The organism is Mycobacterium sp. NTMscope_Eco_3 (assembly GCF_976985685.1).
The window spans coordinates 4,822,534-4,845,662 of record NZ_CDRJYZ010000001.1 but is presented as its reverse complement, the minus strand read 5'-3'; the positions used below and the strand labels follow the sequence as shown (position 1 = coordinate 4,845,662).

At 68.9% G+C, this 23,129-nt stretch carries 24 protein-coding genes; 13 read left to right on the top strand and 11 right to left on the bottom strand.

Going from position 1 to position 23,129, the window contains the following annotated elements; all coding sequences use genetic code 11:
• The first annotated feature begins 17 nt into the window (after positions 1–17).
• Complete coding sequence (locus AC0KTM_RS22475) at positions 18–1,157, top strand: glycoside hydrolase family 76 protein (RefSeq protein ID WP_225328262.1); 1,140 nt, start codon at positions 18–20, stop codon at positions 1,155–1,157.
• Positions 1,154–2,503 carry a 3-oxoacid CoA-transferase gene (locus AC0KTM_RS22470; protein ID WP_472416698.1) on the top strand — a complete coding sequence of 450 codons (1,350 nt, stop codon included), beginning with the start codon at positions 1,154–1,156 and terminating at the stop codon, positions 2,501–2,503. The genes AC0KTM_RS22475 and AC0KTM_RS22470 overlap by 4 nt, the downstream gene beginning before the upstream one ends.
• Before the next feature lie 15 nt (positions 2,504–2,518).
• Here the strand turns inward: AC0KTM_RS22470 and AC0KTM_RS22465 are convergent, their stop codons facing one another.
• The gene (locus tag AC0KTM_RS22465) at positions 2,519–3,211 is read right to left on the bottom strand and encodes a DedA family protein (RefSeq protein ID WP_225328261.1); all 693 of its coding nucleotides are present in this window, start codon (positions 3,209–3,211) and stop codon (positions 2,519–2,521) included.
• An 80-nt stretch (positions 3,212–3,291) separates the two neighbouring features.
• Here AC0KTM_RS22465 and fbaA point away from each other — a divergent pair, with 80 nt between their 5' ends.
• Positions 3,292–4,323, top strand: coding sequence for a class II fructose-bisphosphate aldolase (gene fbaA / locus AC0KTM_RS22460; protein ID WP_238956984.1), 1,032 nt, complete (start codon positions 3,292–3,294; stop codon positions 4,321–4,323).
• A gap of 82 nt (positions 4,324–4,405) precedes the next feature.
• Here fbaA and AC0KTM_RS22455 read toward each other — a convergent pair whose 3' ends face one another.
• Positions 4,406–5,299 (bottom strand): Rv0361 family membrane protein, encoded by an 894-nt coding sequence (locus tag AC0KTM_RS22455; protein WP_225328259.1) that lies wholly within the window; start codon positions 5,297–5,299, stop codon positions 4,406–4,408.
• A 123-nt stretch (positions 5,300–5,422) separates the two neighbouring features.
• On the opposite strand from AC0KTM_RS22455, the gene AC0KTM_RS22450 reads away from it, so the two are divergent.
• Positions 5,423–5,836, top strand: coding sequence for a DUF3151 domain-containing protein (locus AC0KTM_RS22450; RefSeq protein ID WP_225328258.1), 414 nt, complete (start codon positions 5,423–5,425; stop codon positions 5,834–5,836).
• A gap of 4 nt (positions 5,837–5,840) precedes the next feature.
• On the opposite strand, the gene AC0KTM_RS22445 is transcribed toward AC0KTM_RS22450, so the two are convergent.
• The 3 genes from AC0KTM_RS22445 to AC0KTM_RS22435 are packed head-to-tail and all read right to left on the bottom strand — an operon-like array spanning position 5,841 to position 8,217.
• A complete protein-coding gene (locus AC0KTM_RS22445; protein WP_225328257.1) occupies positions 5,841–6,737 on the bottom strand; it encodes a cation diffusion facilitator family transporter in 897 nt (298 codons plus the stop codon).
• Positions 6,738–6,777: 40 nt separating this feature from the next.
• On the bottom strand, positions 6,778–7,560 hold the full coding sequence (locus tag AC0KTM_RS22440) for a site-2 protease family protein (RefSeq protein ID WP_225328256.1): 783 nt from the start codon (positions 7,558–7,560) through the stop codon (positions 6,778–6,780).
• Between the two features lie 9 nt (positions 7,561–7,569).
• On the bottom strand, positions 7,570–8,217 hold the full coding sequence (locus tag AC0KTM_RS22435) for a peptidase M50 (protein ID WP_374109712.1): 648 nt from the start codon (positions 8,215–8,217) through the stop codon (positions 7,570–7,572).
• Positions 8,218–8,502: 285 nt separating this feature from the next.
• Here AC0KTM_RS22435 and AC0KTM_RS22430 point away from each other — a divergent pair, with 285 nt between their 5' ends.
• The 6 genes from AC0KTM_RS22430 to AC0KTM_RS22405 all read left to right on the top strand — a co-directional run bounded on the left by AC0KTM_RS22430 (position 8,503) and on the right by AC0KTM_RS22405 (position 14,648).
• The gene (locus AC0KTM_RS22430) at positions 8,503–9,417 is read left to right on the top strand and encodes a histidine phosphatase family protein (RefSeq protein WP_225328255.1); all 915 of its coding nucleotides are present in this window, start codon (positions 8,503–8,505) and stop codon (positions 9,415–9,417) included.
• A 231-nt stretch (positions 9,418–9,648) separates the two neighbouring features.
• Positions 9,649–10,947, top strand: coding sequence for an adenylosuccinate synthase (locus AC0KTM_RS22425; RefSeq protein ID WP_238956979.1), 1,299 nt, complete (start codon positions 9,649–9,651; stop codon positions 10,945–10,947).
• Entirely contained in the window at positions 10,944–11,591 is a 648-nt protein-coding gene (locus tag AC0KTM_RS22420) for a PaaI family thioesterase (RefSeq protein WP_225328253.1), read from the top strand. Before AC0KTM_RS22425 ends, AC0KTM_RS22420 begins: the two co-directional genes overlap by 4 nt.
• A 61-nt stretch (positions 11,592–11,652) precedes the next feature.
• A complete protein-coding gene (gene purT, locus AC0KTM_RS22415) occupies positions 11,653–12,858 on the top strand; it encodes a formate-dependent phosphoribosylglycinamide formyltransferase (RefSeq protein ID WP_225328252.1) in 1,206 nt (401 codons plus the stop codon).
• A 118-nt stretch (positions 12,859–12,976) separates the two neighbouring features.
• Positions 12,977–13,414 (top strand): rhodanese-like domain-containing protein, encoded by a 438-nt coding sequence (locus tag AC0KTM_RS22410; protein ID WP_225328251.1) that lies wholly within the window; start codon positions 12,977–12,979, stop codon positions 13,412–13,414.
• Between the two features lie 7 nt (positions 13,415–13,421).
• Positions 13,422–14,648, top strand: coding sequence for an O-succinylhomoserine sulfhydrylase (locus tag AC0KTM_RS22405; RefSeq protein ID WP_225328250.1), 1,227 nt, complete (start codon positions 13,422–13,424; stop codon positions 14,646–14,648).
• On the opposite strand, the gene AC0KTM_RS22400 is transcribed toward AC0KTM_RS22405, so the two are convergent.
• From AC0KTM_RS22400 to AC0KTM_RS22375, 6 genes are all read right to left on the bottom strand, one after another.
• The gene (locus AC0KTM_RS22400) at positions 14,645–16,039 is read right to left on the bottom strand and encodes an NAD(P)/FAD-dependent oxidoreductase (protein WP_225328249.1); all 1,395 of its coding nucleotides are present in this window, start codon (positions 16,037–16,039) and stop codon (positions 14,645–14,647) included. The genes AC0KTM_RS22405 and AC0KTM_RS22400 overlap by 4 nt on opposite strands.
• A gap of 807 nt (positions 16,040–16,846) precedes the next feature.
• A complete protein-coding gene (locus tag AC0KTM_RS22395; RefSeq protein ID WP_225328248.1) occupies positions 16,847–17,485 on the bottom strand; it encodes a hypothetical protein in 639 nt (212 codons plus the stop codon).
• 5 nt (positions 17,486–17,490) lie between these two features.
• Positions 17,491–18,162 (bottom strand): TetR/AcrR family transcriptional regulator, encoded by a 672-nt coding sequence (locus AC0KTM_RS22390; protein ID WP_225328247.1) that lies wholly within the window; start codon positions 18,160–18,162, stop codon positions 17,491–17,493.
• A 9-nt stretch (positions 18,163–18,171) separates the two neighbouring features.
• Positions 18,172–19,317 (bottom strand): acyl-CoA dehydrogenase family protein, encoded by a 1,146-nt coding sequence (locus AC0KTM_RS22385; RefSeq protein WP_238956977.1) that lies wholly within the window; start codon positions 19,315–19,317, stop codon positions 18,172–18,174.
• On the bottom strand, positions 19,317–20,501 hold the full coding sequence (locus AC0KTM_RS22380) for an acyl-CoA dehydrogenase (RefSeq protein ID WP_225328245.1): 1,185 nt from the start codon (positions 20,499–20,501) through the stop codon (positions 19,317–19,319). The genes AC0KTM_RS22385 and AC0KTM_RS22380 overlap by 1 nt, the downstream gene beginning before the upstream one ends.
• Positions 20,502–20,517: 16 nt before the next feature.
• The gene (locus AC0KTM_RS22375; protein ID WP_472416695.1) at positions 20,518–21,261 is read right to left on the bottom strand and encodes an SDR family NAD(P)-dependent oxidoreductase; all 744 of its coding nucleotides are present in this window, start codon (positions 21,259–21,261) and stop codon (positions 20,518–20,520) included.
• Between the two features lie 70 nt (positions 21,262–21,331).
• Here AC0KTM_RS22375 and AC0KTM_RS22370 point away from each other — a divergent pair, with 70 nt between their 5' ends.
• Genes AC0KTM_RS22370 through AC0KTM_RS22360 form a run of 3 tightly spaced genes read left to right on the top strand, consistent with a single transcriptional unit; the run spans position 21,332 to position 23,103 of the window.
• Positions 21,332–21,703: a DUF3054 domain-containing protein gene (locus AC0KTM_RS22370; RefSeq protein WP_225328243.1), complete on the top strand. Its 372-nt coding sequence runs from the start codon at positions 21,332–21,334 to the stop codon at positions 21,701–21,703.
• Positions 21,704–21,710: 7 nt separating this feature from the next.
• Positions 21,711–22,592: an SAM-dependent methyltransferase gene (locus AC0KTM_RS22365; protein WP_472416693.1), complete on the top strand. Its 882-nt coding sequence runs from the start codon at positions 21,711–21,713 to the stop codon at positions 22,590–22,592.
• Positions 22,593–22,599: 7 nt separating this feature from the next.
• Positions 22,600–23,103: a GNAT family N-acetyltransferase gene (locus AC0KTM_RS22360; protein ID WP_472416691.1), complete on the top strand. Its 504-nt coding sequence runs from the start codon at positions 22,600–22,602 to the stop codon at positions 23,101–23,103.
• The last annotated feature ends 26 nt before the right edge of the window (positions 23,104–23,129 follow it).

Sequence of the window (23,129 nt, the reverse complement as noted above, 5' to 3'; positions counted from 1 at the left end):
GGGCAGGATCGGCAGGTATGGATCAGCTATGGGCCAACCGGGCGGCCAGCTCCGAAGCCGCTGTCACACAACGACACCTGAGGCGGCTGTGGGGACTGCCCGCGACCCAGCTGGGCGTGGTGGCCTGGCCCGCGCAGCGCAAGGACCGGTTGTTCGGGACCTGGCACTACTGGTGGCAGGCGCACCTGCTGGACTGCCTCGTCGACGCCGAGGCGCGTGACCCGCAGCCGCACCGGCACGCCGAGATCAACCGGCAGGTCCGCTCGCATCGGCTACGCAACAACTTCTCGTGGATCAACAACTACTACGACGACATGGCCTGGCTGGCGCTCGCGCTCGAACGCGCCGCCCGCATCGCCGGCGTCGAGCGCCGAAAAGCCTTGCCCAAGCTCGCCAACCAATTCCTCAGGGCGTGGGCGCCCGAGGACGGCGGCGGCATCCCCTGGCGCAAGCAGGACAAGTTCTTCAACGCCCCGGCCAACGGCCCCGCGGGCATCTTCCTCGCCCGGTACTCCGATCACCTGAAACGTGCCGAGCAGATCGCGAATTGGATCGAGGCGACGCTGATCGACCCGGAGACGCACCTGGTGTTCGACGGCATCAAGGCCGGTTCGCTGGTGCGCGCGCAGTACACCTACTGCCAGGGTGTGGTGCTGGGGCTGGAGACCGAGCTGGCCGCCCGCACCGGGGCGGAGGTCCGGGCGCGGCACGCCGCCCGCGTGCATCGGCTGGTGGCGGCCGTGCACGAGCACATGGCGCCCGCGGGCGTGCTGGCCGGCGCCGGCGGCGGCGACGGCGGCCTGTTCGCCGGCGTGACCGCCCGATACCTGGCGCTGGTGGCGACCGCGCTGCCCGGGGATTCGCCGGAGGACGTGGTGGCCCGCGACACCGCCCGCCGGATCGTGCTGGCTAGCGCGAAGTCGGCGTGGGACTACCGCCAGACGGTGGACGGGCTGCCGGTGTTCGGTCCGTTCTGGGACCGCGACGCCCAGGTACCCACCGCGGGTGGCAAACAGGCGGAGTTCGTCGAGGGCGCGGTGATGGCCTCCGAGGTTGCCGAGCGGGACCTGTCGGTGCAGCTATCGGGGTGGATGCTCATGGAGGCCGCCTGTAACGTCACCGCCGAATCGTCGCACGAGGACAGGAGCGCCCTGTGAAGAAAGTCCACCCCGACGCGGAGTCGGCGCTGCACGGCCTGCTGAAGGACGGCATCACCATCGCCGCCGGCGGCTTCGGCCTGTGCGGCATTCCGGAGAAGCTGATCCGGGCCCTGGTGGACAGCGGCATCAAGGACCTCACCATCGTCGGAAACAACGCCGGCGTAGACGATTTCGGCATGGGCCTGCTGCTCAAGGGCAGGCAGGTGAAGAAGGTGATCGCCTCCTACGTCGGCGAGAACAAGGAGTTCGAGCGCCAGGTGCTCGCCGGCGAGCTGGACCTCGCGCTCACGCCGCAGGGCACGTTGGCGGAGAAGCTGCGCGCCGGCGGCGCGGGGATTCCCGGGTTCTATACGCGCACGGGCTACGGCACCAATCTCGCCGAGGGCAAGGACACCCGGGTCTTCGACGGCACGGAATACGTTCTGGAGGAAGGCATCCGGGCGGACGTGGCGCTCGTCAAGGCGTGGAAGGGCGACACGGCCGGCAACCTCATCTACCGCAAGACCGCGCGCAACTTCAACCCGATGATCGCCACCTGCGCCGCGGTGACGGTGGCCGAGGTCGAGGAGCTGGTCGAGGTCGGCGAGCTCGATCCGGACCTGGTCCACACCCCCGGCATCTACGTGGACCGCATCATCGTGGGAACCGGCTACGAGAAGCGCATCGAGTTCCGCACCACGAGCGGCGGCGCCGCCCTGAAGAACGACAGCCCCATTCGCGAGCTCATGGCCCAGCGCGCCGCCCGCGAATTGCGCGACGGCTACTACGTGAACCTGGGCATCGGCATCCCGACGTTGGTGGCCAACTTCATTCCCGACAACATCAACGTCACGCTGCAGTCGGAGAACGGCCTGCTCGGCATCGGGGCCTACCCGAGTGAGGACAGCGTGGACCCCGATCTCATCAACGCGGGCAAGCAGACCATCACGAGCCTGCCCGGGTCCAGCTTCTTCAGCAGCGCCGACTCGTTTGCGATGATCCGCGGCGGCCACATCGACCTGTCCATCCTCGGCGGGCTCGAGGTGGCCGAGAACGGCGACCTGGCCAACTGGATGGTGCCGGGCAAGATGGTCAAAGGACCCGGCGGCGCAATGGATCTCGTGTCCGGCGTCAAGCGGGTGATCGTCGTCATGGACCACACCGCGAAAGACGGCAGCCCGAAAATCCTCAAGCAATGCACGCTGCCCCTGACCGGCAAGGGCGTGGTCGACATGATCATCACCAACCTGTGCGTCTTCGACGTCGAGCCGGGCCAGGGTCTGGTGCTCACCGAACTGCACCCCGGGGTGACGGTCGAGGAAGTCCGCGCCAAGACCGGCTGCGATTTCACCGTCGCGGTCTGACCCGCGCGGGGCCGCCTACTCGGAGGCCGGCTGCCGCTCGGGTTCGGGGGCGGCCGTCTCCGTCGCACGGCGCCGGCCCCGATACCCGCGCCAGGCCGCGATGAACGCCGGGATCATGGACACGAACAGGATCGCCAGGATGATCTTTTCCAGGTTGTGGTGCACGAACGGCACGTTGCCCAGGAAATAGCCCGCGAGCGTCGCGCCCCCGCCCCAGGCGATGCCGCCGACGATGTCGAACCCCAAGAACAGCGGATAGCGCATGTAGGACACCCCGGCGATCACCGGGACGAACGTCCGCACGAACGGCGCGAACCGGGCCAGGATGATCGCCCAGGGCCCGTACTTCTCGAAGAACGCGTGTGACTCGGTCACGTAGTGCTTCTTGAAGAACCGGGAATCTTCCTTCTTGAACAGCGCGGGCCCGATCCGCCGCCCGATGAAATACCCGGTCTGATCGCCCAGCACCGCGACCGTGGCGACGCAGGGCGCCAACACCCAGATACTGACCGGTGGATGCGGATGTGCGGCCAGCAGGCCACCGGTGAACAGCAGCGACTCGCCGGGCAACAGCGGAAACAGCAGCCCGGTCTCGATGAAGACGATGACCAGAATCCCGGGCAGCACCGCCGACCCGAAGACGCCGTCGGCGCCCAACCAGTACAACGGGTCGAGGATGGCGGGCAGGGCCGTCACGGCGGTGCTCATGATCCATCAACATACCGGCCCGGGGTGAGCCGCCCGCCGACCTGGACGATACTGAGTGGACCAGGCAGAAGGGAGTTGCCATGCCCATCGCCACGCCCGAGGTCTACGCCGAGATGCTGCGCCGCGCCAAGGAGCACTCGTACGCCTTCCCCGCGATCAACTGCACCTCATCGGAGACGGTGAACGCGGCCCTCAAGGGCTTCGCCGACGCGGGCAGCGACGGAATCATCCAATTCTCCACCGGCGGTGCCGAATTCGCGTCCGGCCTGGGGGTCAAGGACATGGTCGCCGGTGCGGTGGCACTGGCCGAGTTCACCCGGTCCATCGCGGCCAGGTACCCGATCAACGTCGCGCTCCACACCGACCATTGCCCCAAGGACAAGCTGGACACCTACGTCCGCCCGCTGCTGGCGATCTCGGCGGAGCGGGTGAGCGGAGGCGGCGAGCCGTTGTTCGGATCACACATGTGGGACGGTTCGGCGGTGCCGATCGACGAGAACCTGGCGATCGCACAGCAACTGCTCACGGAGGCGTCGGCCGCCAAGATCATCCTCGAGATCGAGATCGGCGTGGTGGGCGGGGAAGAGGACGGCGTCGCCAACGAGATCAACGACAAGCTCTACACCACGCCGGAGGACTTCGAGAAGACCATCGACGCGCTGGGCCACGGCGAGCACGGCACGTATCTGCTGGCCGCCACGTTCGGCAACGTCCACGGCGTCTACAAGCCCGGCAACGTCAAGCTGCGCCCCGACATCCTGGCCCAGGGCCAGAAGGTGGCGGCCGCCAAGCTCGGCCTGTCGGCGGACGCCAAGCCGTTCGACTTCGTCTTCCACGGCGGCTCGGGTTCGGAGAAGTCGGAGATCGAGGAGGCGCTGCGCTACGGCGTGGTCAAGATGAACGTCGACACCGACACGCAGTACGCATTCACCCGCCCGATCGCCGGCCACATGTTCAACAACTACGACGGCGTGCTCAAGGTCGACGGCGACGTCGGCGCCAAGAAGGCCTACGACCCCCGCAGCTACCTCAAGAAGGCCGAGGCGTCGATGTCCGAGCGGGTGGTGCAGGCGTGCACCGACCTGCACTGCGCCGGAAAGTCGATCACCTAACCCCGTCGAGCGTCGACTTCTGGGGCTGGAAACCGCCGCCCCATTTCGCACAACAACTCCACGTTCGGCGGGCAGGGGCGGGCTAGCCGCTGGCGGACTGGCAGATCTTCCACTGGTCGTCGCGGTACTGCAGATCCAGGCTGCGGGTGGAGCGCACCTGCGGGTCGTAGGCCATGAACGTGGTGACGTTGGCCTCGGCGTGCTGGCCGTTGACGACGACCTGGTCGATGCTGGCGATCACCGGATACTGCTTGGCCGCCGAGACGCGCCGGTACGTTTCGTCCCACGCGCGTTCGTCGTAATCCGCGTAGCCGTCGCGGGTGGTGCCGCAGGTGATGGTGCGCAGCGTGGTCAGATCGCCCCGCTGAATCGCGACGTCGAAGTTGCCGATGGTGTGCCGGACCTGGTCTTCCTGCGAAACGCCGTTGTGCTTGCCGCGGGTGAGCAACACCGTGCCCAGGATCGCGATCGCCGCCAGCGCCAGCACGATCACGACGATCGCCAGTATCCAGCCCCAGTTGAATTGCCTGGACGTGCGTAGCTTGGCGCCGAGCCGGGGTGGGATGGATTGCGGGACAGCGGCTTTGGGTGGGCCGCCGAACTGCGCGGTGCCGTCCGGTCCCGGCGCCGTGGCGAAGACCTCGGTGGCGGGTTCCGGGGTGGTGGAGATGATCGTGGTTTCTTTGGCGTCGAAGCCCGGCGCGGTGAAGCGACGTTCGCGCTGGGGTGCGTCGGGCACTTCCTGGGGACCGCTGTGCGGATCGGGTTTGTTGATCACCACGGTCTCGGTCTCGGCGTCGTTGGGGACCAGGGGCACGCTCTCGGTGGCGTCGTCGGTCTCAAAGCCGGTTTCGGTGCCGGTTTCACGGCCGGATTCGGCCCCCCACTCGTCGTTCGGTTCGCTGCGGGACTCGCGTGGGTCGAACCCGGGCCGTTTCGGCGCGCCGCCGCGGTCGGGCTCGGATGGGTTGGGCATGAGTACTACTGTCCTCCCGCTGTCGAGTGGGGTAGTTGCAGAGCTTAGCGACCGAGGCCCGGGCCCGGGGCGATGGCCGAGGTGCGTCCTGCGGGCAAAACGGGCGAGCTGCAGAATAGAGCCATGACGCCGATGAAGGATCTTCTGGGGCCCGACCCGATCCTGCTGCCCGAAGACCCCGACACCGAGGCGGAACTGCTGGCCGGTGAGAAGCCGGGCATCGTCGCCGCCGCGCATCCGACGGCCTCGGTGGCCTGGGCGGCGCTTGCCGAGCAGGCCCTGGCCGACGACCAGGCCATCACCGCGTACGCGTACGCGCGCACCGGCTATCACCGCGGCCTGGACCAGCTGCGCAGAAACGGCTGGAAGGGCTTCGGCCCCGTCCCGTATTCGCACGAGCCGAACCGCGGCTTCCTGCGATGTGTGGCCGCGCTGGCGCGCGCCGCCGACACGATCGGCGAAACCGACGAGTACGCGCGGTGCCTGGACCTGCTCGACGATTGCGACCCCGAGGCGCGCAAGGCGCTTGGGCTGTAACGCTTTAAAAGCTTTCCGAGCAATCGGTGTCGTCGGGGCAGTCGATCTGGACCGTGGCGTGCTCCAGCCCGCGGGCCGATAACACCGCCCGCGCGTCATGCAGAACCTGGGCGGGGTCCCCGGTGCTGGTCAGGTGGGCCGTGCACATGTCTTTGCCGGGCGACAGCGTCCACACGTGCAGGTCGTGCACCCCGGTCACACCGTCCACGGCGCCGAGCGCGCGGCGCAGCTCCTCGACGTCGATGTGGGTCGGCGACGATTCGGAAAGGATCCGCAGCGCGTCGCGCGCGAGCGCGATCGCCCGGGGCAGCACCCACAGCGCGACCAGCACGGCGACCACGACGTCGGCGTAGGGCCAGTGCGTCGTCACGGTGACCACGCCGGCGATCAGCACGCCCAGGCTGCCCACGGTGTCGGCGATGACCTCCATGTAGGCGCCTCTGACCGCCAGGCTCCCCGAGGAGTGGGATCGCAGCAGCAGCGCGACGGCGAAGTTGGCGGCCAGCCCGGCCAGCGCGACGACGATCATCGGCGCGCCGGGGATGGCGGGCGCCTCGCTGAGCCGCTGGACGGCCTCGTAGAGGATGAACGTCGCCACCCCGATCAGCAGCCCCGCGTTGGCGACGGCGGTGAATACCTCGGCGCGATGCCAGCCGTACGTGCGCGCCGGTGACGAGCTGCCGCGCCGGGCCAGCGTGACGGCGGCCAGCCCCATGAAGACGGCGACGACGTCGGTCAGCATGTGGCCGGCGTCGGCCAGCAGCGCGATCGAGTTGATCAGCAACGAGGTGGCCAGCTCCACGACGAAGAAGGCGGCCAGAATGGCGGCGGCCATGACCATGCGCGGGATCAGCCGAGAGTCGTCCGTCCCGGTCGGGGTGTGGTTGTGGCCGGCGCCCATGCCCCGGAATATATGCGTGACGACGCATATATGGCAAGGGTCAGAACCAGCGGCTCCAGAAGCGGGTCAGGCCGTTGCCCCAGCTCACCAACACCTCCGGCACACCGGACAGGTCGAACAACGACAACACGACCCCGAAGAACCAGTGGTTGAGCACCGGCGCCAGGAGCAGAAACAGCAGGATGACGAAGCCCCACTGCTTGGCCGGCGCCAGCGCGTGCTGTGTCTGGGGGCTCAGATGCGGTTCCAGGGCGTCGTAGCCGTCCAGCCCCGGGATGGGCAGCAGGTTCAGCACGACCGCGGTGAGCTGAAGGAAGCCCAGGAACGCCACTGCGGCCCACAGCACCACGTGCGTCGGGTCGAAGAACAACCGGGTCAGCGCCAGCAGCAGCGCCGCCAGCACGAGGTTGACCGCGGGGCCGGCCAGGCTGACCATCGTGCGACGGGCCGGCGTCATGAACCACGTCCGCACGTAGACCGCCGCCCCGGGCAGGCCGATGCCGCCCAGCGCGACGATCACCAACGGCAGCACGAGCGACAGCGCCGGATGCGTGTAGCGGCGCGGGTCCAGCGTCAGGTACCCGCGCACGGCCGCATCGTGGTCGCCGAATCGCCACGCGGTCAGCGCGTGCCCGAATTCGTGTAGGCACAGCGACACCAGCCAGCCGGCGATCACGAAGATGAACACCCCGACATAGGCCAGCGGCCGCGCGGTGTACCCGGCCTGCCAGGCCAGCGCGCCGCCGACCGCCGTCAACCCGAGCAGCGCCAAAAAGATCGGGCTGGGCCGTACCGATTCGCGTTGCGGGGCGGGGAAGCTCACCCGACGAAACTATCGGACCAGCAGCCAGCCCTCGATGTTGCGGTAGAACGCCGAGCGGCGGCCGGGGCGGGGCGCGGGGACCCCGTCGCGCGCCACGACGACGCCCGTGCTGCCGAGTTGGGCCGCGCGGCCGGTGACCCACCGGCGCCAGCCGCCCTTGAGCGTGGCCCGCAGGCCGGGCATGGCGAGCGTCGGCTCGACGTACACGGCGGCGGCGTCGCCGTCGAACAACGTGGTGTCGTCGACGACCGCCTCGCCGTGGATGACCGGCTCACCATCCGGCGGCAGCCAGGCCGCGCGCCCGACGATCACCGAGCCGGTCTCGTCGCGGATCAGGGTCACCCGCTGCGCGGAACCGCGGACGGCCCGGCGCGCCGCCCGACGCCCGGTGGGCAGGCGATAGATCCGCGTGGCCCGGGTGCGCCGGCGCGCCACGTAGGCCACCTCGACGTCGAGCCGCTCCGCGCGCAGCAGCCGGGTCAGCACGGCGGCCAGGTCGGCATCGGCGCCCACCACGATCAGCCGCCGGGAGGCGCCTATCGCGGCGTCGATATCGGGCTCGCCGGCGACCCGGTGGACGCGCACGCTCCGCAACGGGCCGTGGGTTCGGCCTTGGGCGAACAGCAGAACCGTGGCGGCCCGATCGTCTTGCGTCACAAGCTATCCAATCAAGATCGCCCAATCTTTTTGACTTCCAACGGCTCTGGTCCGATCAATGGGCCATAACGACACAGTCACAACATGGTGTCGGACTGCGAAAGTTGTTGCCGCGCCGCCAGGAAACAACCGGATACTTTACTCCTGCCAAACAGCCGTTGTTGCGCGGAATCCCGCCAACGAGTGGTTGAGAGAACGGAGAACGACCATTCGCCGACTCACCGCCATCTTCTCAGCCTCGCGCCCCGCGCCGTTCGCGTGTGGCGCCGGCCCTACCCGCCTCCGTTGCTGACGACGTACCTCTGCCGCGTTGGCGCCGTGCTGCTTTCGGCCATCCTGCTGTGCCTCGGATCGGCGAGGGCCTCGGCCGACGAATCGATCGTGATCGACTTGGTGCGCCACGGGCAGTCGGTGGCCAACGCGGAGAAACTGATCGACACGGCGGTGCCCGGGGCTTCGCTCACCGCGCTCGGCCAACAACAGGCGCAAAACGTCGCCAACGTGCTTGTGACGAAGGGCCCGGTGGCCGCGATCTTCGCGTCGCAGTTGGTCAGGACGCAGCAGACCGCGGCGCCCTTGGCCGCCGCGTTGGGAACCAACGTGCAGGTGCTGCCCGGGCTCAATGAGATCGACGCCGGCGTTTTCAACGGCATGCCGCAGATCAGCCTCGCCGGGCTGGCATACCTGCTGGCCCCCGTCGCGTGGCTGCTCGGGCTGCGCATCGTCCCGATGCTGGCTCCCGGCTCCGCCGACCCGAACGGGTACGAGTTCCACAAGCGTTTCAACGGCGCGCTGCAAACGGTCTACGGCAACGCCGCGACCAACGTCGGCCGCTTCAACGACATGCTCGGAACGATGTACGACAGCGCGCTGGCCAACCCGGTCCGCGCGTCCGACGGCAGGATCAGAGAGGTCGCGTTCTCCAGCGAATTCGACATCGGTATCGGGACGATGACGAGCGTCAGAAACCCCGAACAGTTGCTCCTGCTTTTCGACCCGCTGCCCAACACCGGCATCGTCGAGATCCAGGGCAATCCCCACGATGGCTGGACGCTGGTCAGCTGGAACGGCAAACCGGCGTGGTCCGGTTGGGCGGCCAAACGGCCCAACCGCGACACGAACGGCCTCTGCCTGATGCTGGACGCGCCGACCCGCAACGGCGTGTGCGCGGCGAAGCCGGCGTCGACGGCAAGCCCCTGACCACCGCACACGGGCCTTGCGGCAAGGCCGTCGTTACCCGACGTTTAGGATCGCCACGTGAGCGCGGCAAGCAAAGACGCGTGGAGCAACGCGCACGGTCCCGACGCGGCTAACCGAGGCGCCGTCACCCGACGGCACTACCAGCCCGCCGGCGATGCCGAAAACCGTTGCAGCGGTGCAAGATCTGGCGTCTTGCCAGCAGAACCACAGTAAGCAGGCGGGAGCAAACTCATGCCGGCAATCGTCCTCATCGGCGCCCAGTGGGGCGACGAGGGCAAAGGTAAGGCCACCGACCTGCTCGGCGGGCGGGTTCAGTGGGTGGTGCGCTACCAGGGGGGCAACAACGCCGGGCACACCGTCGTCCTGCCGAGCGGGGAGAACTTCGCCCTGCACCTGATCCCGTCGGGGGTGCTCACGCCCGGCGTCACCAACGTCATCGGCAACGGCGTGGTGATCGACCCCGCGGTGCTGCTCGACGAGCTCAAAGGCCTCGAAGACCGCGGTGTCGACACCTCCAGGCTGCTGATCTCCGCCGACGCGCACCTGCTGTTGCCCTACCACGTGGCCATCGACAAGGTCACCGAGCGCTACATGGGCAACAAGAAGATCGGCACCACCGGCCGCGGCATCGGGCCCTGCTACCAGGACAAGATCGCCCGGATCGGAATCCGCGTCGCCGACGTGCTCGACCGGGAGGTGTTGACCCACAAGGTCGAGGCCGCGCTGGAACTGAAGAACCAGATCTTGGTCAAGATCTACAACCGCAAGGCGCTCGACCCGCACCAGGTGGTCGAGGCCCTGTTGGAGCAGGCGCAGGGTTTCGCCCACCGCATCGCCGATACCCGGCTGCTGCTCAACACCGCGCTGGAGTCCGGCGAAACCGTGTTGCTGGAGGGCTCGCAGGGCACCCTGCTCGACGTCGACCACGGCACGTATCCCTATGTGACGTCGTCGAATCCGACGGCGGGCGGGGCGGCGGTCGGTTCGGGGATCGGGCCCACCCGGATCACCACGGTGTTGGGGATCCTCAAGGCCTATACGACCCGCGTGGGCTCCGGCCCGTTCCCCACCGAGCTGTTCGACGAGAACGGCGAATACCTGTCCAAGACCGGGGGCGAATTCGGCGTCACCACCGGCCGGCGCCGGCGATGCGGCTGGTTCGACGCCGTCATCGCCCGCTACGCCACCCGGGTCAACGGCATCACCGACTACTTTTTGACCAAGCTCGACGTGCTGTCCAGCCTGGAGACCGTTCCGGTGTGCGTCGGCTACCGGATCGACGGGTCCCGCATCCACGAGATGCCGATGACCCAAAGCGACCTCGGCCGCGCCGAGCCGATCTACGAGGAGCTGCCCGGCTGGTGGGAGGACATCTCGCACGCCCGGGAGTTCGACGACCTGCCGGCCAAGGCGCGCGACTACGTGCTTCGCCTCGAAGAGCTTGCGGGAGCTCATGTTTCGTGCATCGGGGTGGGCCCCGGCCGCGAACAGACGATTGTGCGCCGCGACGTCCTGGCGGCCCGCCCGTGACGGATGCGGAAGCCAACCCGATTGACCTCGATCCCGAATACGAACACCACGGCGGCTTCCCGGAGTACGGCCCGGCCAGCCCCGGCCCCGGCTTCGCCCGGTTCGTCGCCTCGATGCGCCGGCTGCAGGACCTCGCCGTGTCGGCCGACCCGGGTGACGATGTCTGGGATGACGCCGCGGATCGAGTCGCGGCGCTGACCGAGCTGCTGGGGCCGTTTGAGGCCGAGGTCGAGGGCCAGGCGCCCGCGGGCCGCACCCCCGACCTGCCCGGCATGGGCAGCCTGCTGCTGCCGCCGTGGGTCCTGACGCGGTACGACCCCGAGGGTGTCGAAATGACCGGTCACTTCAGCCGGTTCCACGTCGGCGGCAACCACGCGGTGCACGGCGGGGTGCTGCCGCTGCTGTTCGACCACATGTTCGGCATGATCTCCCATGCCGCCAACCGGCCCATCAGCCGCACGGCGTTCCTGCACGTCGACTACCGCAAGGTCACCCCGATCGACGTCCCGTTGCTGGTGCGTGGCCGGGTCACCGGCACCGAGGGCCGCAAGGCGTTCGTCTCCGCCGAATTGGTCGACGGCGACCAGACCGTGTTGGCCGAGGGCAACGGTCTGATGGTGCGGCTGCTTCCCGGCCAGCCCTGAATCAGCCCTAGTCAAGCGCGAGCACGGCCTCGCACCCTTCGCCCCGACCTATCCTTGAGCCGTGACTGACGGCGAGACGGACGGACGAGACGACGAAACGACGGCGCTCGTCGTGCCCCCGCAAGCCCCCGCCGACGCACGCCCGACGGTGCTGCTGCTGGGATCGGACGAGATCAGCCGGGAGCTGGCGATCGCCCTGGGACGCCTCGGGGCCCGCGTGATCGCCGCCGACCGGCACCCCCACGCCCCCGCGCACGGGGTCGCCGACCAGGCGCTGGTGTTCGACATGTCCGACGCCGACGAGCTGGCGCAGACGATCGGGCGGCTGCACCCCGACCTCGTCGTCACCACCACCGACGCGGTCGCCACCAGGGCCCTCGACGGGCTCGACGGCAACCGCAGCCGGCTGGTGCCCAGCGCCCGCGCCGTGCGGCTCACCGCCGACCGCGAAGGGCTGCGCCGGCTGGCCGCCGACGAGCTGGGGCTGCCCACCGCGCCGTTCTGGTTCGTCGGGTCGCTGGCCGAACTCGAGGCGGTCGGCGCGCACGCGGGGTATCCGTTGCTGGTCAAGCCGGCGGCCGGGCCGACCGGGCAGCGACAGTCGGTGGCGGCACGTCGCGAGGACATCGCTCCCGCCTGGCATCGCGCGGTGGGCGACCAGCCCGCCGCCCGGGTGCTGGCCGAAACCGTGGTCGAGGTCGAGTTCTACGTGACCCTCCTGGCGGTGCGCAGCGAAGGCCCGTCGGGGCCGGCGATCGAATTCTGCTCACCCATCGGGCATCGCGGATCCGCCGGACAGGTCCTGGAATCCTGGCAGCCCCAGAAGATGAGCGCGGCCGCGACGGACGCCGCGAGGTCGATCGCCGCGCGGATCGTCAAGGCGCTGGGCGGGCGCGGCGTGTTCGGGGTCGAATTGATGGTCAACGGCGACGAGGTGTACTTCGCCGACGTCACGTCGCACCCGGCCGACAGCGCCTGGGTGACCCTGCGCAGCCAGCGCCTTTCGGCGTTCGAGCTGCAGGCCCGCACCATCCTGGGACTGCCGGTGGACACCATGATGGTGTCGCCGGCCGCCGCCCGCGTCGCGGCCCCGGCCGATTCCCGTGACCCCGCCGCGTTGGTCGGCGCGCTGAGCGTGCCGGAGAGCGACCTGCGCGTCTCCGGGCGCGGGTTCCGGGCCTTGGCGACGGCGCCGGAGGTGACGGCCGCACGCGAGCGCGCCGGTCAGGCCGCGGAAAGGCTGGCCGCCCCGGGCTCAGGCGGCTGAGCCCCGAGATGCGCGCGGCGGCGGTCTCGATACGATCGCAGGTCAGGTATCGCCGCGGGCAGGGGGCAATCTCGCCGGGGTGGCTGACGATGCGTACGAAGGACGAGGGAATACGAGCATGAGCACAGAGCGCGGACACTCCTACGCGGGCGACATCTCGCCGCTGGAGGCATGGAAACTGCTCAGCGACAATCCGGACGCCGTGCTGGTCGACGTGCGCACCGACGCCGAATGGCGATTCGTCGGGGTGCCCGATCTGTCCAGCCTCGGCCGCGAGGTGCTGTTCCTCGAATGGAATTCGTCCGACGGCAGGCCCAACGCGAATTTCGCCGACCAGCTGCGCGAGCAGGTGCTCGCCGCCGCCGACGCGGACCGCCCGGTGCTGTTCCTGTGCCGCTCGGGAAACCGATCCATCGGCGCCGCCGAGGTGGCGACCGAGCTGGGCATCACCCCGGCCTACAACATCCTGGACGGCTTCGAAGGCCAGCTCGACGCCAACGGACACCGCGGCGAGTCGGGGTGGCGGGCGATCGGATTGCCTTGGAAGCAAGGTTGATCCAGGCATGACGCCCGCCGACCACGGCTCGGTCCGCACACCCACACCGCTGCCCGAAGACGTCAGCCAGGCGACCATCGGCGTACGTGGTGGGCTGCTGCGTTCGGGGTTCGACGAGACCGCCGAGGCGCTGTACCTGACGTCGGGCTACGTCTACGAGTCCGCGGCGGTCGCCGAGCAGTCGTTCACCGGTGAGGTCGACCGCTTCGTCTACTCGCGGTACGGCAACCCGACCGTGACGATGTTCGAGGAGCGGCTGCGCCTGCTCGAGGGGGCACCGGCGGCGTTCGCCACCGCCAGCGGCATGGCGGCGGTGTTCACGTCGCTGGGGGCGCTGCTGGGCGCGGGGGACCGGTTGGTCGCGTCGCGCAGCCTGTTCGGGTCGTGTTTCGTGGTGTGCAACGAGATCCTGCCGCGCTGGGGTGTCGAAACCGTCTTCGTCGACGGCGACGACCTGGCCCAGTGGGAGCAGGCGTTGTCGGTACCCACCACGGCGGTGTTCTTCGAGACACCGTCGAATCCGATGCAGTCGCTGGTGGACATCGCCGCGGTGACCGAGCTCGCCCACGCCGCGGGCGCAAAGGTGGTGTTGGACAACGTTTTCGCCACACCGCTGCTGCAGCAGGGCGTCCCGCTCGGTGTCGACGTGGTGGTGTACTCGGGCACCAAGCACATCGACGGCCAGGGCCGGGTGCTGGGCGGGGCCATCCTCGGCGACAAGGAGTACATCGACGGCCCGGTGCAGAAACTGATGCGGCACACCGGCCCGGCGATGAGCGCGTTCAACGCCTGGGTGTTGCTGAAAGGCCTTGAGACGATGGCTATCCGGGTCGAGCACAGCAATTCCTCGGCGTACCGGATCGCCGAATTCCTCGAGACCCATCCGGCGGTGAGTTGGGTCCGTTACCCCTATCTGTCCTCACACCCGCAATACGACCTGGCCAAGCGCCAGATGTCGGGCGGCGGGACGGTGATCACCTTCGCGCTCGACTGCCCGGAAAGTGCGGCCAAACGGCGGGCCTTCGAGGTGCTGGACAAGTTGACGCTGATCGACATCTCCAACAATCTCGGCGACGCCAAATCCCTTGTCACACACCCCGCGACCACCACTCACCGCGCGATGGGCCCGGAGGGCCGCGCGGCGATCGGGCTCGGTGACGGCGTGGTGCGCATCTCCGTCGGGCTGGAAGGCACCGAGGACCTGATCGCCGACATCGATCGGGCCTTGAGCTAACCGGCCGCCTTCTGCTCGGCCGTCTCGGCGCGTTCGGCCGCCGCGAGCGTTCCTTCCGCGGCCTGCTGCTCCACCCAGTTCACCAGCGGGCGGGCGTAGATCATCTGGCTGGTGATGGCCATCTGGCCGCGGGTGCGGCCCAGGAACGAGATCCCCCAGGCGAACATGGCGGCGAGTCGGTTCCGGTGGCCGATGAGGTAGTACAGGTGCAGCACCAGCCAGGCCAGCCAGGCGAAGAATCCGGCAAATTCGACCTTGCCGACCTGCGCGACCGCGCTGTAGCGGGAGATGAGCGCCATGCTGCCCTTGTTCACGTACCGGAACGGCGTGCGCTCGGCCGGATTGTCGTCGCCCTTGACCGCGTGCTTGATGACGGTGGCGGCGTACTTCGCTCCCTGGATCGCGCCCTGCGCCATCCCGGGGACGCCGGGCACCGACATCAGGTCACCGACGACGAACACGTACGGGTGGCCCTTGACGGTGAGGTCGGGCTCGACGATCACCCTTCCGGCGCGGTCGGTTTCGGTTCCGTCGGACTGTTCGGCGAGCATCGCGCCCAGCGAGCTGGCCTGCACGCCGGCCGCCCACACCTTGCACGCGCACTCGATGCGGCGCTCGCCGCCGTCCTTCTCCTTGACCGTGATGCCCATGTAGTCGACCGCGGTCACCATCGCGTTGAGCTGGACCTCGACATCCATCTTCTCCAGCCGCCGTTGCGCCTTGAGGCCCAGCTTGGTACCCATCGGCGGCAACACCGCGGGCGCCGCGTCGAGCAGGATGACGCGGCATTCGCTGGGGGTGATCGTCCGGAACGCGCCGGCCAGGGTCCGCTCGGCCAGCTGAACGATCTCGCCCGCCAGCTCGACACCGGTGGGCCCGGCCCCGACCACCACGAAGGTCAGCCGGCGTTGGCGTTCGGCCGGGTCGATGGCGACCTCGGCGGCCTCGAATGCGCCGAGAATGCGGCCGCGCAGTTCCAGGGCGTCGTCGATGCTCTTCATCCCGGGCGCGAACGCGGCGTACTCGTCGTGGCCGAAGTAGGACTGCTGTGCGCCGGCGGCCACGATCAGGCTGTCGTAGGGCGTCACCGTCTCCATGCCCATCAGGTGGGATGTGACCGTCTTGGCGGTGAGGTCGATGGCCGAGACTTCCCCCCACAGCACCCGGACGTTTTTCTGGCGGCGCAGGATCAGCCTGGTGGTCGGCGCGATGTCGCCCTCGGACAGGATGCCCGTGGCCACCTGGTACAGCAGCGGCTGGAAGAGGTGCGTGGTCGTTTTCGAGATCACGGTGACCTCGACTTCACTTCCCCTGGGGGCGCGTTTGAGCGCCTTGGCCGCCGTCAGTCCGCCGAAACCGCTTCCGATGATGACCACACGATGGCGCGACATGCCTCCACCGTACGACGCCGCGCCCAGGAAAGGCGAGGCCGATCTGCAGACCGATGCGCAACGCATCAGGGCCACCAGGGCAGCAGAAGGAGCGGAGGAGTCGAAAACGCCTGTGACCAAGTCAGTCTCAGCGCCGTACGCTCCGCGAAGCCCGAAAGGGCGTGTGTGGTAAAGGATCCCGGCCGGGGCCGCGGCGCGCATCAGGGCATGCTGCGGCCCCGGCCGATCACCGTGCGCTCCTCGCTACGCGAGGCGTGATGTGAGTGGAGGGCCCCGAATTGAGCTCGGGGCCCGTTCGGTCTGCCGCTATCCGGTGCAGGTCAAACCGGGTCCACAATCGATAACGATCGGAACCGTGCACGCCGAGGTCATTGGCGCTGCGAAAGCCAGCACCACGGCGACGACGATTTTGCTAGTACGACGTGACATGAGAAACCCCTACGTCTGGGAGACGACATTCTGAGGCCCGATGTCCGCGAGCTTACGGCGTCAATCGCTCGCAGATAAGCGATTTCGCGAATATTTCCGACCAATTCGTCAAACGGATGACCGATGAACCCCGCTGTGATGCGACCGCTTGGCCGAGAACAAAATTCAGCAAAATCCGGTGGCCCGGTGAATGGGAATTATCCTGCGCGGGGCCCATGTCGCGGCTATATTGGATCGCTATTTACCCGCCGCTCGCCGACGCGGCTGCGCAAATTGGATATGAATTCAAATACGTCCCGAGCTCGCGCCGCCCGACGCGCGGCGAAACCATCGGGATGGCAATTTGTTTCAGCGACGGGTAAGAGGGCATCGCGGCCGTTAGAACGGCCACCCGCTGGCGTCGCTCTTGTACTTGGCGTTGAGGTCGCTGCAGAAGTCGGCGGCGGTGCCGGCGAGCAGGATGTAATAGGTCTCGCCGCGGCGGCTCTCGTAGGACGTCGGCGTGGTCCAGCCGTTGTTGCACATGGCCGTTTCGCCGCCGGCCGCTGTCCGTCGCCAGTTGGTCTTCACGCAGCCGACCAGGGTGTCGAGGCTCGGCGTCGCGCTCTTGGCCGCGACCAGCATCGCTCCTCCCCACTGCCCGTCGTTGCGTCGGTAGGCGCGCGCCCCGAACCCCGCCCCCGATCCGGAATTGTCGGTCTGGCATGCCAACGCCCGGCGCAGCAGCGAGAAGGGCGCCGCGAGTCGCTGGTTGGCGGCGCCCGCGGCGGACGTGATGAACTGCGCCGCGTCCGAGCCGTCGACCTCCTGCACGACGTTAGGATTGCCAAAGCTAAAGAGCTGCTGCGCGATTCCCTGCGCCGCGGCGGAGCCCCCGCCGATGATCGGCCCACTGCCGCTGGACGTCATCGGGGGCAGCCCCGCGGCCGGGTCGGCGCCCGCCGCCGGCAGACCGGCAACGGCCCCCAGGGCCAACAGCGCGACCATGCCGCGGACTCGGCGTGCGGTGATCCCCATGCCCCTCATTTCAGCACGTGCGCGTAGTCGGCGCGGCGGTCGTCGGCGATCAATCCGCCCAGCACGTGGCGGATCTGCAACGCGATGTATTCGTCGACGGTGTAGATCGGCCCGAAGTGCCAATGCTTCAGCGCCCAGCCGTGCGCGAGCAGCATGATGTCGAACACGGTGAGGTCGACATCGACCCCGCGGAAGACGCCCTCGGCGATGCCGGCCTCGATCACCGCGCGCAGCGGTGCGGCCGTGGCGATTTCGAGGTCCTTGATCTGGGTGCGCCCGGGCGCTCCGAGGGTTCGGCTCTCCCGGTAGGTCAGCACCACGCCGTCGAGGTTCTCGTCGACGATCTGGATGTAGCGGCGGATCCCCGCGGTCAACTGGTCCACGACGTCATCGCCGGCGGCGTCGATGACCGGCGAAAGCTGATCGCGGAACACGTCGAGGATGCGCACGATCGTGGCGAGCAGCAGGTCCTCCTTGCCGCCGAAGTACTTGTAGAGCAGGCCGACGCTGACCTCGGCCTCGGCGGCCAGATCCTGCATGGACATCTGGTGAAACCCGGTCCTGCCCATGACCTTGACCGCGGCATCGAGCACCTGGCGGCGCCGCGAGCTGACGCGGGCGGCGCGCACCGCCTCCTCGGCGGGAAGGGCGCTGTAGTCGGCGATGTCGGTGGCCATCGGCTGCCCCTAGAGGCCCAGGTCCTTGGCGATGATCGTCTTCATGATCTCGTTGGTGCCGCCGTAGATGGTTTGGATGCGGGCGTCGACGAACGCGCGCGCCACGCTGTATTCGCGCATGTAGCCGTACCCGCCGTGCAGTTGCAGGCAGCGGTCGGCGGTGCGCACCTGGAGGTCGGTCGTCCACCATTTCAGCCGGGCGGCGCGGGCCGCCGTCAGCTCACCCTCGAGGTGCTCGGCAAGGCAGTCGTCGAGATACGTTCGGGCGATGTCGATTTCGGTCGCCAGCTCGGCGAGCACGAATTGGCTGTGCTGGAAGCTCGCGATCGGTGATCCGAAGGCCTTGCGGTCACGGACGTAGTCGAGGGTTCCGGCCAGGATCGCTTCCGCGGCGGCCACCGCCCCCACGCCGAGCGCGAGCCGCTCCTGGGGCAGGTTCTTCATCAACTGATAGAAGCCGCGGCCCTCTGATTCGAGCAGGTTTTCTTTCGGCACCCGCATATCGGTGAAGGTGAGCTCGCTGGTGTCCTGGGCGTGCAGGCCGATCTTCTCCAGGTTGCGGCCGCGGGAGAAGCCCGGGGTGTCGGCGTCGACCACCAGAAGTGACAGTCCCTGATGGCGATCCGGCGAGGTGCGCGCGGCGATGACGAACAGGTCCCCGACCTGACCGTTGGAGATGAACGTCTTGGCGCCGTTGACGACGTAGTCGTCGCCGTCTCGCACCGCGGTCGTGCGGATCCCGGCCAGGTCGCTGCCGGTTCCGGGCTCGGTCATCCCGATGCCGAGCACCGTCTCGCCGGTGACCACGCCGGGCAGCCAGCGCTGTTGCTGCTCGGGGGTCGTCAAATCGGTGAGATAGGGCAGCACCACGTCGTTTTGCAGCGTGAACGCGATGGCCTCGGCGGCCGCCCCGGCGCGCTGCAACTCGTCGAGCACGATCGCGTTGTAGCGGAAGTCGTCCACGCCCGGGCCGCCGAGATGCTCGGGCACCGAAAAGCCCAGCAGCCCAAGCTTGCCCGCCTCGGTGAACAGCGAGCGGTCCCACTGGCCGTCGCGTTCCCAGCTCTCGTGGTTGGGCGCGACCGCCTGCTGCACGAAATCGCGTACCAGTTCCCGGAACTGGTGATGCTCGTGCGTGTAGGTCAGGCGGCTCATCAGCGGAAGGCGTCGCTGCCGGTGAACGCCTGGCCGAGGACGAGCTGGTGCATCTCCGGTGTGCCCTCATAGGTCAGCACCGATTCCAGGTTGACCATGTGCCGGATCACGGGGTATTCCAGCGATATCCCGTTGCCGCCCAGGATGGTTCGGGCGGTCCGGCAGATCTCGATCGCCTCCCGGGTGTTGTTGAGCTTGCCGAAGCTGACCTGCTCGGGACGCAGGCCCACGCTGTCCTTGAGGCGGCCGAGGTGCAGCGACAGCAGTTGGCCCTTGTGCAGCTCGACGGCCATGTCGACGAGTTTCGCCTGGGTCAACTGGAATCCGGCGATCGGGCGGCCGAACTGGGTGCGCTGCGTGGCGTAGTCGAGGGCGGCCTGCCAGGCCGAGCGCGCCGCCCCCATCGAGCCCCAGATGATTCCGTAGCGGGCCTCGGACAGACACGACAGCGGCCCGCGCAGCCCCTTGGCCTCGGGCAGCATCGCCTCGGCGGGCAACCGCACGTCGTCGAGCACCAGCTCGCTGGTGATCGAGGCCCGCAGCGACAGCTTGTGGTGAATGGTGTTGGCGGTGAAGCCCGCGGTGCGGGTGGGCACGATGAAACCGCGTATGCCGTCGTCGGTGTTGGCCCACACGACCGCGACGTCGGCGACCGAGCCGTTGGTGATCCACAGCTTGCGGCCGTTGAGCACCCAATCCGAACCATCCCGTCGCGCACGGGTTTTCATCGCGGCGGGGTCGGATCCGACGTCGGGCTCGGTCAGCCCGAAGCAGCCGAGCAGCTCGCCGGTGGCCATGCCCGGCAGCCATTCCTGCTTCTGCTCCTCGGACCCGAAATTCCAGATCGCGAACATCGCCAGCGACCCCTGCACCGAGACCATCGACCGAAGGCCGGAGTCGGCGGCCTCGAGCTCCACGCAGGCCAGCCCGTAGTGCACGGCGGAGGCCCCGCCGCAGCCGTACCCGTGCAGGTGCATGCCCAGCAGGCCCAGCTGGCCGAACCCCTTGGCCAGCTCGCGGACCGGCAGGTCGCCGATCTCGAACCACTCCGCGACGTGGGGGAGGACGTGCTCGGCGCAGAAGTCCCGGACGGTGTCGCGCACGGCGCGCTCGTCGTCGGACAGGGAGGCGTCCAGGCCCAGGGGGTCGTAGCGGTCGAAGGCGGGTGGCGTCTTGGTGCTCATAGACGTCAGCCTGCCACTAGCCGGCCATCGTCAAACCGCCGCTGACGCTGATCACCTGTCCGGTGATGAACGAGGCGGCTTCCGACGCGAAGAACAGCACCGGCGCGGCGACCTCGTCGGGCCGGGCCAGCCGCCGAAACGGGATCGCCTTGACCAGCGCCTCCTTCAGTTTCTCGGGCTGCGCGTGAAACAGCGGCGTGTCGGTCGGTCCCGGGCACACGCAGTTGACCGTGATCTGGTGACGCGCCATCTCGCGGGCCAGCGACTTGGTCAGCGCGATCACCCCGCCCTTGGCGCCGGCGTAGATGCTCTCGCCCGCGCTGCCCACTCGGCCGGCGTCGCTGGCCAGGTTGACCACGCGCCCGCCGCCGTGCGTCTCGATCATCCCCGGCAGGAACGCCGAGCAGACATGCACGGGCCCCAGGTAGTTGATCGCGACCACCTTCTGCGCGAATTCCGCTGTGGCGTTGAGGAATTGGTCGGTGCGGTCCCATCCGGCGGCGTTGACGACGACGTTGGGCACGCCGAGGTCGGCGTGGATGCGATCGCGCAGCGCGTTGACTTGCGCCGGGTCGGCCACGTCCACTGGCAGCGCGGTGATCTTCTCGGGGTGTTCCTCGGCGGTGGCCGAGGCCGCCGCCTGGTCGAGGTCGGCGGCGACGACGCGGTCGCCCCGGGCGGCCAGTCCCAGCGCGATCGCTCTGCCGATGCCGGAGCCGGCGCCGGTCACCACCGCGAGGCCTGGTGAATGAGTATTCATTGCTGACGAATCTAGGTTCACCGCGGCCGTCGGGTCAAGGATCTTCGGCCCTGCCCGGTAGTCTCGCTGCATGCTTAGGCTCCGGTGGCTGGGCTGGCTCGCCGTCGACGTCGTCGGCGTGCTGGTGTTCTGCGCCCTGGGGCGCCGCAGCCACGACGAAGGGCTCAACGTCACCGGCGTCGCCGCGACGGCGTGGCCGTTTCTCACCGGCACCGCCATCGGGTGGCTGGCCGCGCGCGGCTGGCGGCGGCCCACCGCCGTGGCGCCAACCGGGGTCGTGGTCTGGTTGTCGACCGTGGTCGTCGGCATGGTGCTGCGCAAGGCGACGTCTGCGGGCGTGGCCGCCAGTTTCGTCGTGGTGGCGACGACGGTCACCGCGCTGTTGTTGCTGGGCTGGCGAGTGGCCGTCGGGCTGACCCTGCGGCGCCGCTCCGACGTCTGAGCGCGCGATGGCACCGACGGCCGACGTGGAGGTGACCGCGACGTTCGGCGCCGCCGCGCGGGCCGTGGCCACCGACAAGGGGCTGCTGAACGATCCGTTCGCCGAGCCGTTGCTGTGCGCCGTCGGGATCGAGTACCTCACCCGGGCGATCAAGGACCACACCTTCGCGGCCGACGACGGCGACGACCCGGCGATGACGGCGCTGATGGACGCGTTGGCGGCGCACACCCGTTTTGTGGACGAATTCCTTGCCGACGCGGGCAGGGCGGGCATCCGCCAGGTGGTGATCCTGGCGTCGGGACTGGACACCCGGCCCTATCGGCTGTGGTGGCCCCGGGGGACGACGGTCTACGAGATCGATCGGCCGCAGGTGCTCGACTTCAAGTCCGACGTGCTGCGCGGGCTGGACGCCACCCTGGCCACCAACCGGTGCGCGGTCGGCATCGACCTGCGCCACGATTGGCCGGCGGCCTTGCGGCGGGTGGGTTTTGACGCCGCCCAGCCCACGGTGTGGGTCGCCGAGCAGTTGCTCGTCGGGTACCTGCCACCCCACGAGCAGAGCCGGTTGCTGCACGGGGTCACCGCGGCGAGCGCCCCGGGCAGCCGGTTGGCCGCCGATCACATGCCCACCTGGAATCCGTTGCAGCTGGGGGCCGAGCGCGCCTTCGTGGACGGCTGGCGGCGGCGCGGCCTCGACGTCGACCTGGCCAGCCTGACTTATCCGGGCGAATACCACTATGTCCCTGAGTATCTGGCGGCCCACGGCTGGGAGACACGCGGGCGCGACATCGCCGACTTGCTGCGCACCCTGGGGCTGGGCAGGCGGCGGCGCACGGGGCGCGGCGACGCGGAGTTCATCCCGGAATACGTCACGGCGACACGCGTTTGAGCTTTCGATGATGCCGGAACCCATTGTCCCCGACGGCCGGCTGCGATTCGTCTCGGCCACCCACGATGACCCGCTGGCCCAACCGCTGCTGGCCGAGCTGGCCGTCGAGTACGCGGAGCGCTACGGCGGCACCCCGAGCACGCATCTGTCCTGGCTGCCCGTGCCCGAGGCCGAGTTGGCGCCGCCGGACGGCGGGTTGCTGATCGGCGTCCTGCGCGGCGTGCCCGTGGCCGGCGGCGCGTTTCGCCGCTACGACGCCCACACCGCCGAGCTCAAGCGGATCTGGACCGACGCCGCCCACCGGCGCCGCGGCTATGCGCGCGCGTTGCTCGCCGCGCTGGAGGCCGAGACGCTGGCCCGCGGGTACCGGCGGCTCTACTTGATCACCGGCAACCGGCAGCCCGAGGCCGAGGCGCTCTACGACGCGACGGGCTATACCCGGGTGGTCCCCGACCCGCTGCCGTCCTGGGGGCCGTTCATCCCGATCGCCTTCGAGAAGTGGCTGACGTGACCACCCCGTCGCCGACGCTCAGACCG

Excerpts from the sequence above, each read along its gene's own strand:
- AC0KTM_RS22475 (WP_225328262.1), top strand. The coding sequence starts at position 18 with ATGGATCAGCTATGGGCCAACCGGGCGGCCAGCTCCGAAGCCGCTGTC.
- AC0KTM_RS22465 (WP_225328261.1), bottom strand. The coding sequence starts at position 3,211 with ATGAGCACCGCCGTGACGGCCCTGCCCGCCATCCTCGACCCGTTGTAC.
- fbaA (WP_238956984.1), top strand. The coding sequence starts at position 3,292 with ATGCCCATCGCCACGCCCGAGGTCTACGCCGAGATGCTGCGCCGCGCC.
- AC0KTM_RS22455 (WP_225328259.1), bottom strand. The coding sequence starts at position 5,299 with ATGCCCAACCCATCCGAGCCCGACCGCGGCGGCGCGCCGAAACGGCCC.
- AC0KTM_RS22450 (WP_225328258.1), top strand. The coding sequence starts at position 5,423 with ATGACGCCGATGAAGGATCTTCTGGGGCCCGACCCGATCCTGCTGCCC.
- AC0KTM_RS22445 (WP_225328257.1), bottom strand. The coding sequence starts at position 6,737 with ATGGGCGCCGGCCACAACCACACCCCGACCGGGACGGACGACTCTCGG.
- AC0KTM_RS22425 (WP_238956979.1), top strand. The coding sequence starts at position 9,649 with ATGCCGGCAATCGTCCTCATCGGCGCCCAGTGGGGCGACGAGGGCAAA.
- AC0KTM_RS22410 (WP_225328251.1), top strand. The coding sequence starts at position 12,977 with ATGAGCACAGAGCGCGGACACTCCTACGCGGGCGACATCTCGCCGCTG.
- AC0KTM_RS22405 (WP_225328250.1), top strand. The coding sequence starts at position 13,422 with ATGACGCCCGCCGACCACGGCTCGGTCCGCACACCCACACCGCTGCCC.
- AC0KTM_RS22400 (WP_225328249.1), bottom strand. The coding sequence starts at position 16,039 with ATGTCGCGCCATCGTGTGGTCATCATCGGAAGCGGTTTCGGCGGACTG.
- AC0KTM_RS22395 (WP_225328248.1), bottom strand. The coding sequence starts at position 17,485 with ATGGGGATCACCGCACGCCGAGTCCGCGGCATGGTCGCGCTGTTGGCC.
- AC0KTM_RS22390 (WP_225328247.1), bottom strand. The coding sequence starts at position 18,162 with ATGGCCACCGACATCGCCGACTACAGCGCCCTTCCCGCCGAGGAGGCG.
- AC0KTM_RS22385 (WP_238956977.1), bottom strand. The coding sequence starts at position 19,317 with ATGAGCCGCCTGACCTACACGCACGAGCATCACCAGTTCCGGGAACTG.
- AC0KTM_RS22380 (WP_225328245.1), bottom strand. The coding sequence starts at position 20,501 with ATGAGCACCAAGACGCCACCCGCCTTCGACCGCTACGACCCCCTGGGC.
- AC0KTM_RS22375 (WP_472416695.1), bottom strand. The coding sequence starts at position 21,261 with ATGAATACTCATTCACCAGGCCTCGCGGTGGTGACCGGCGCCGGCTCC.
- AC0KTM_RS22370 (WP_225328243.1), top strand. The coding sequence starts at position 21,332 with ATGCTTAGGCTCCGGTGGCTGGGCTGGCTCGCCGTCGACGTCGTCGGC.
- AC0KTM_RS22365 (WP_472416693.1), top strand. The coding sequence starts at position 21,711 with ATGGCACCGACGGCCGACGTGGAGGTGACCGCGACGTTCGGCGCCGCC.
- AC0KTM_RS22360 (WP_472416691.1), top strand. The coding sequence starts at position 22,600 with ATGATGCCGGAACCCATTGTCCCCGACGGCCGGCTGCGATTCGTCTCG.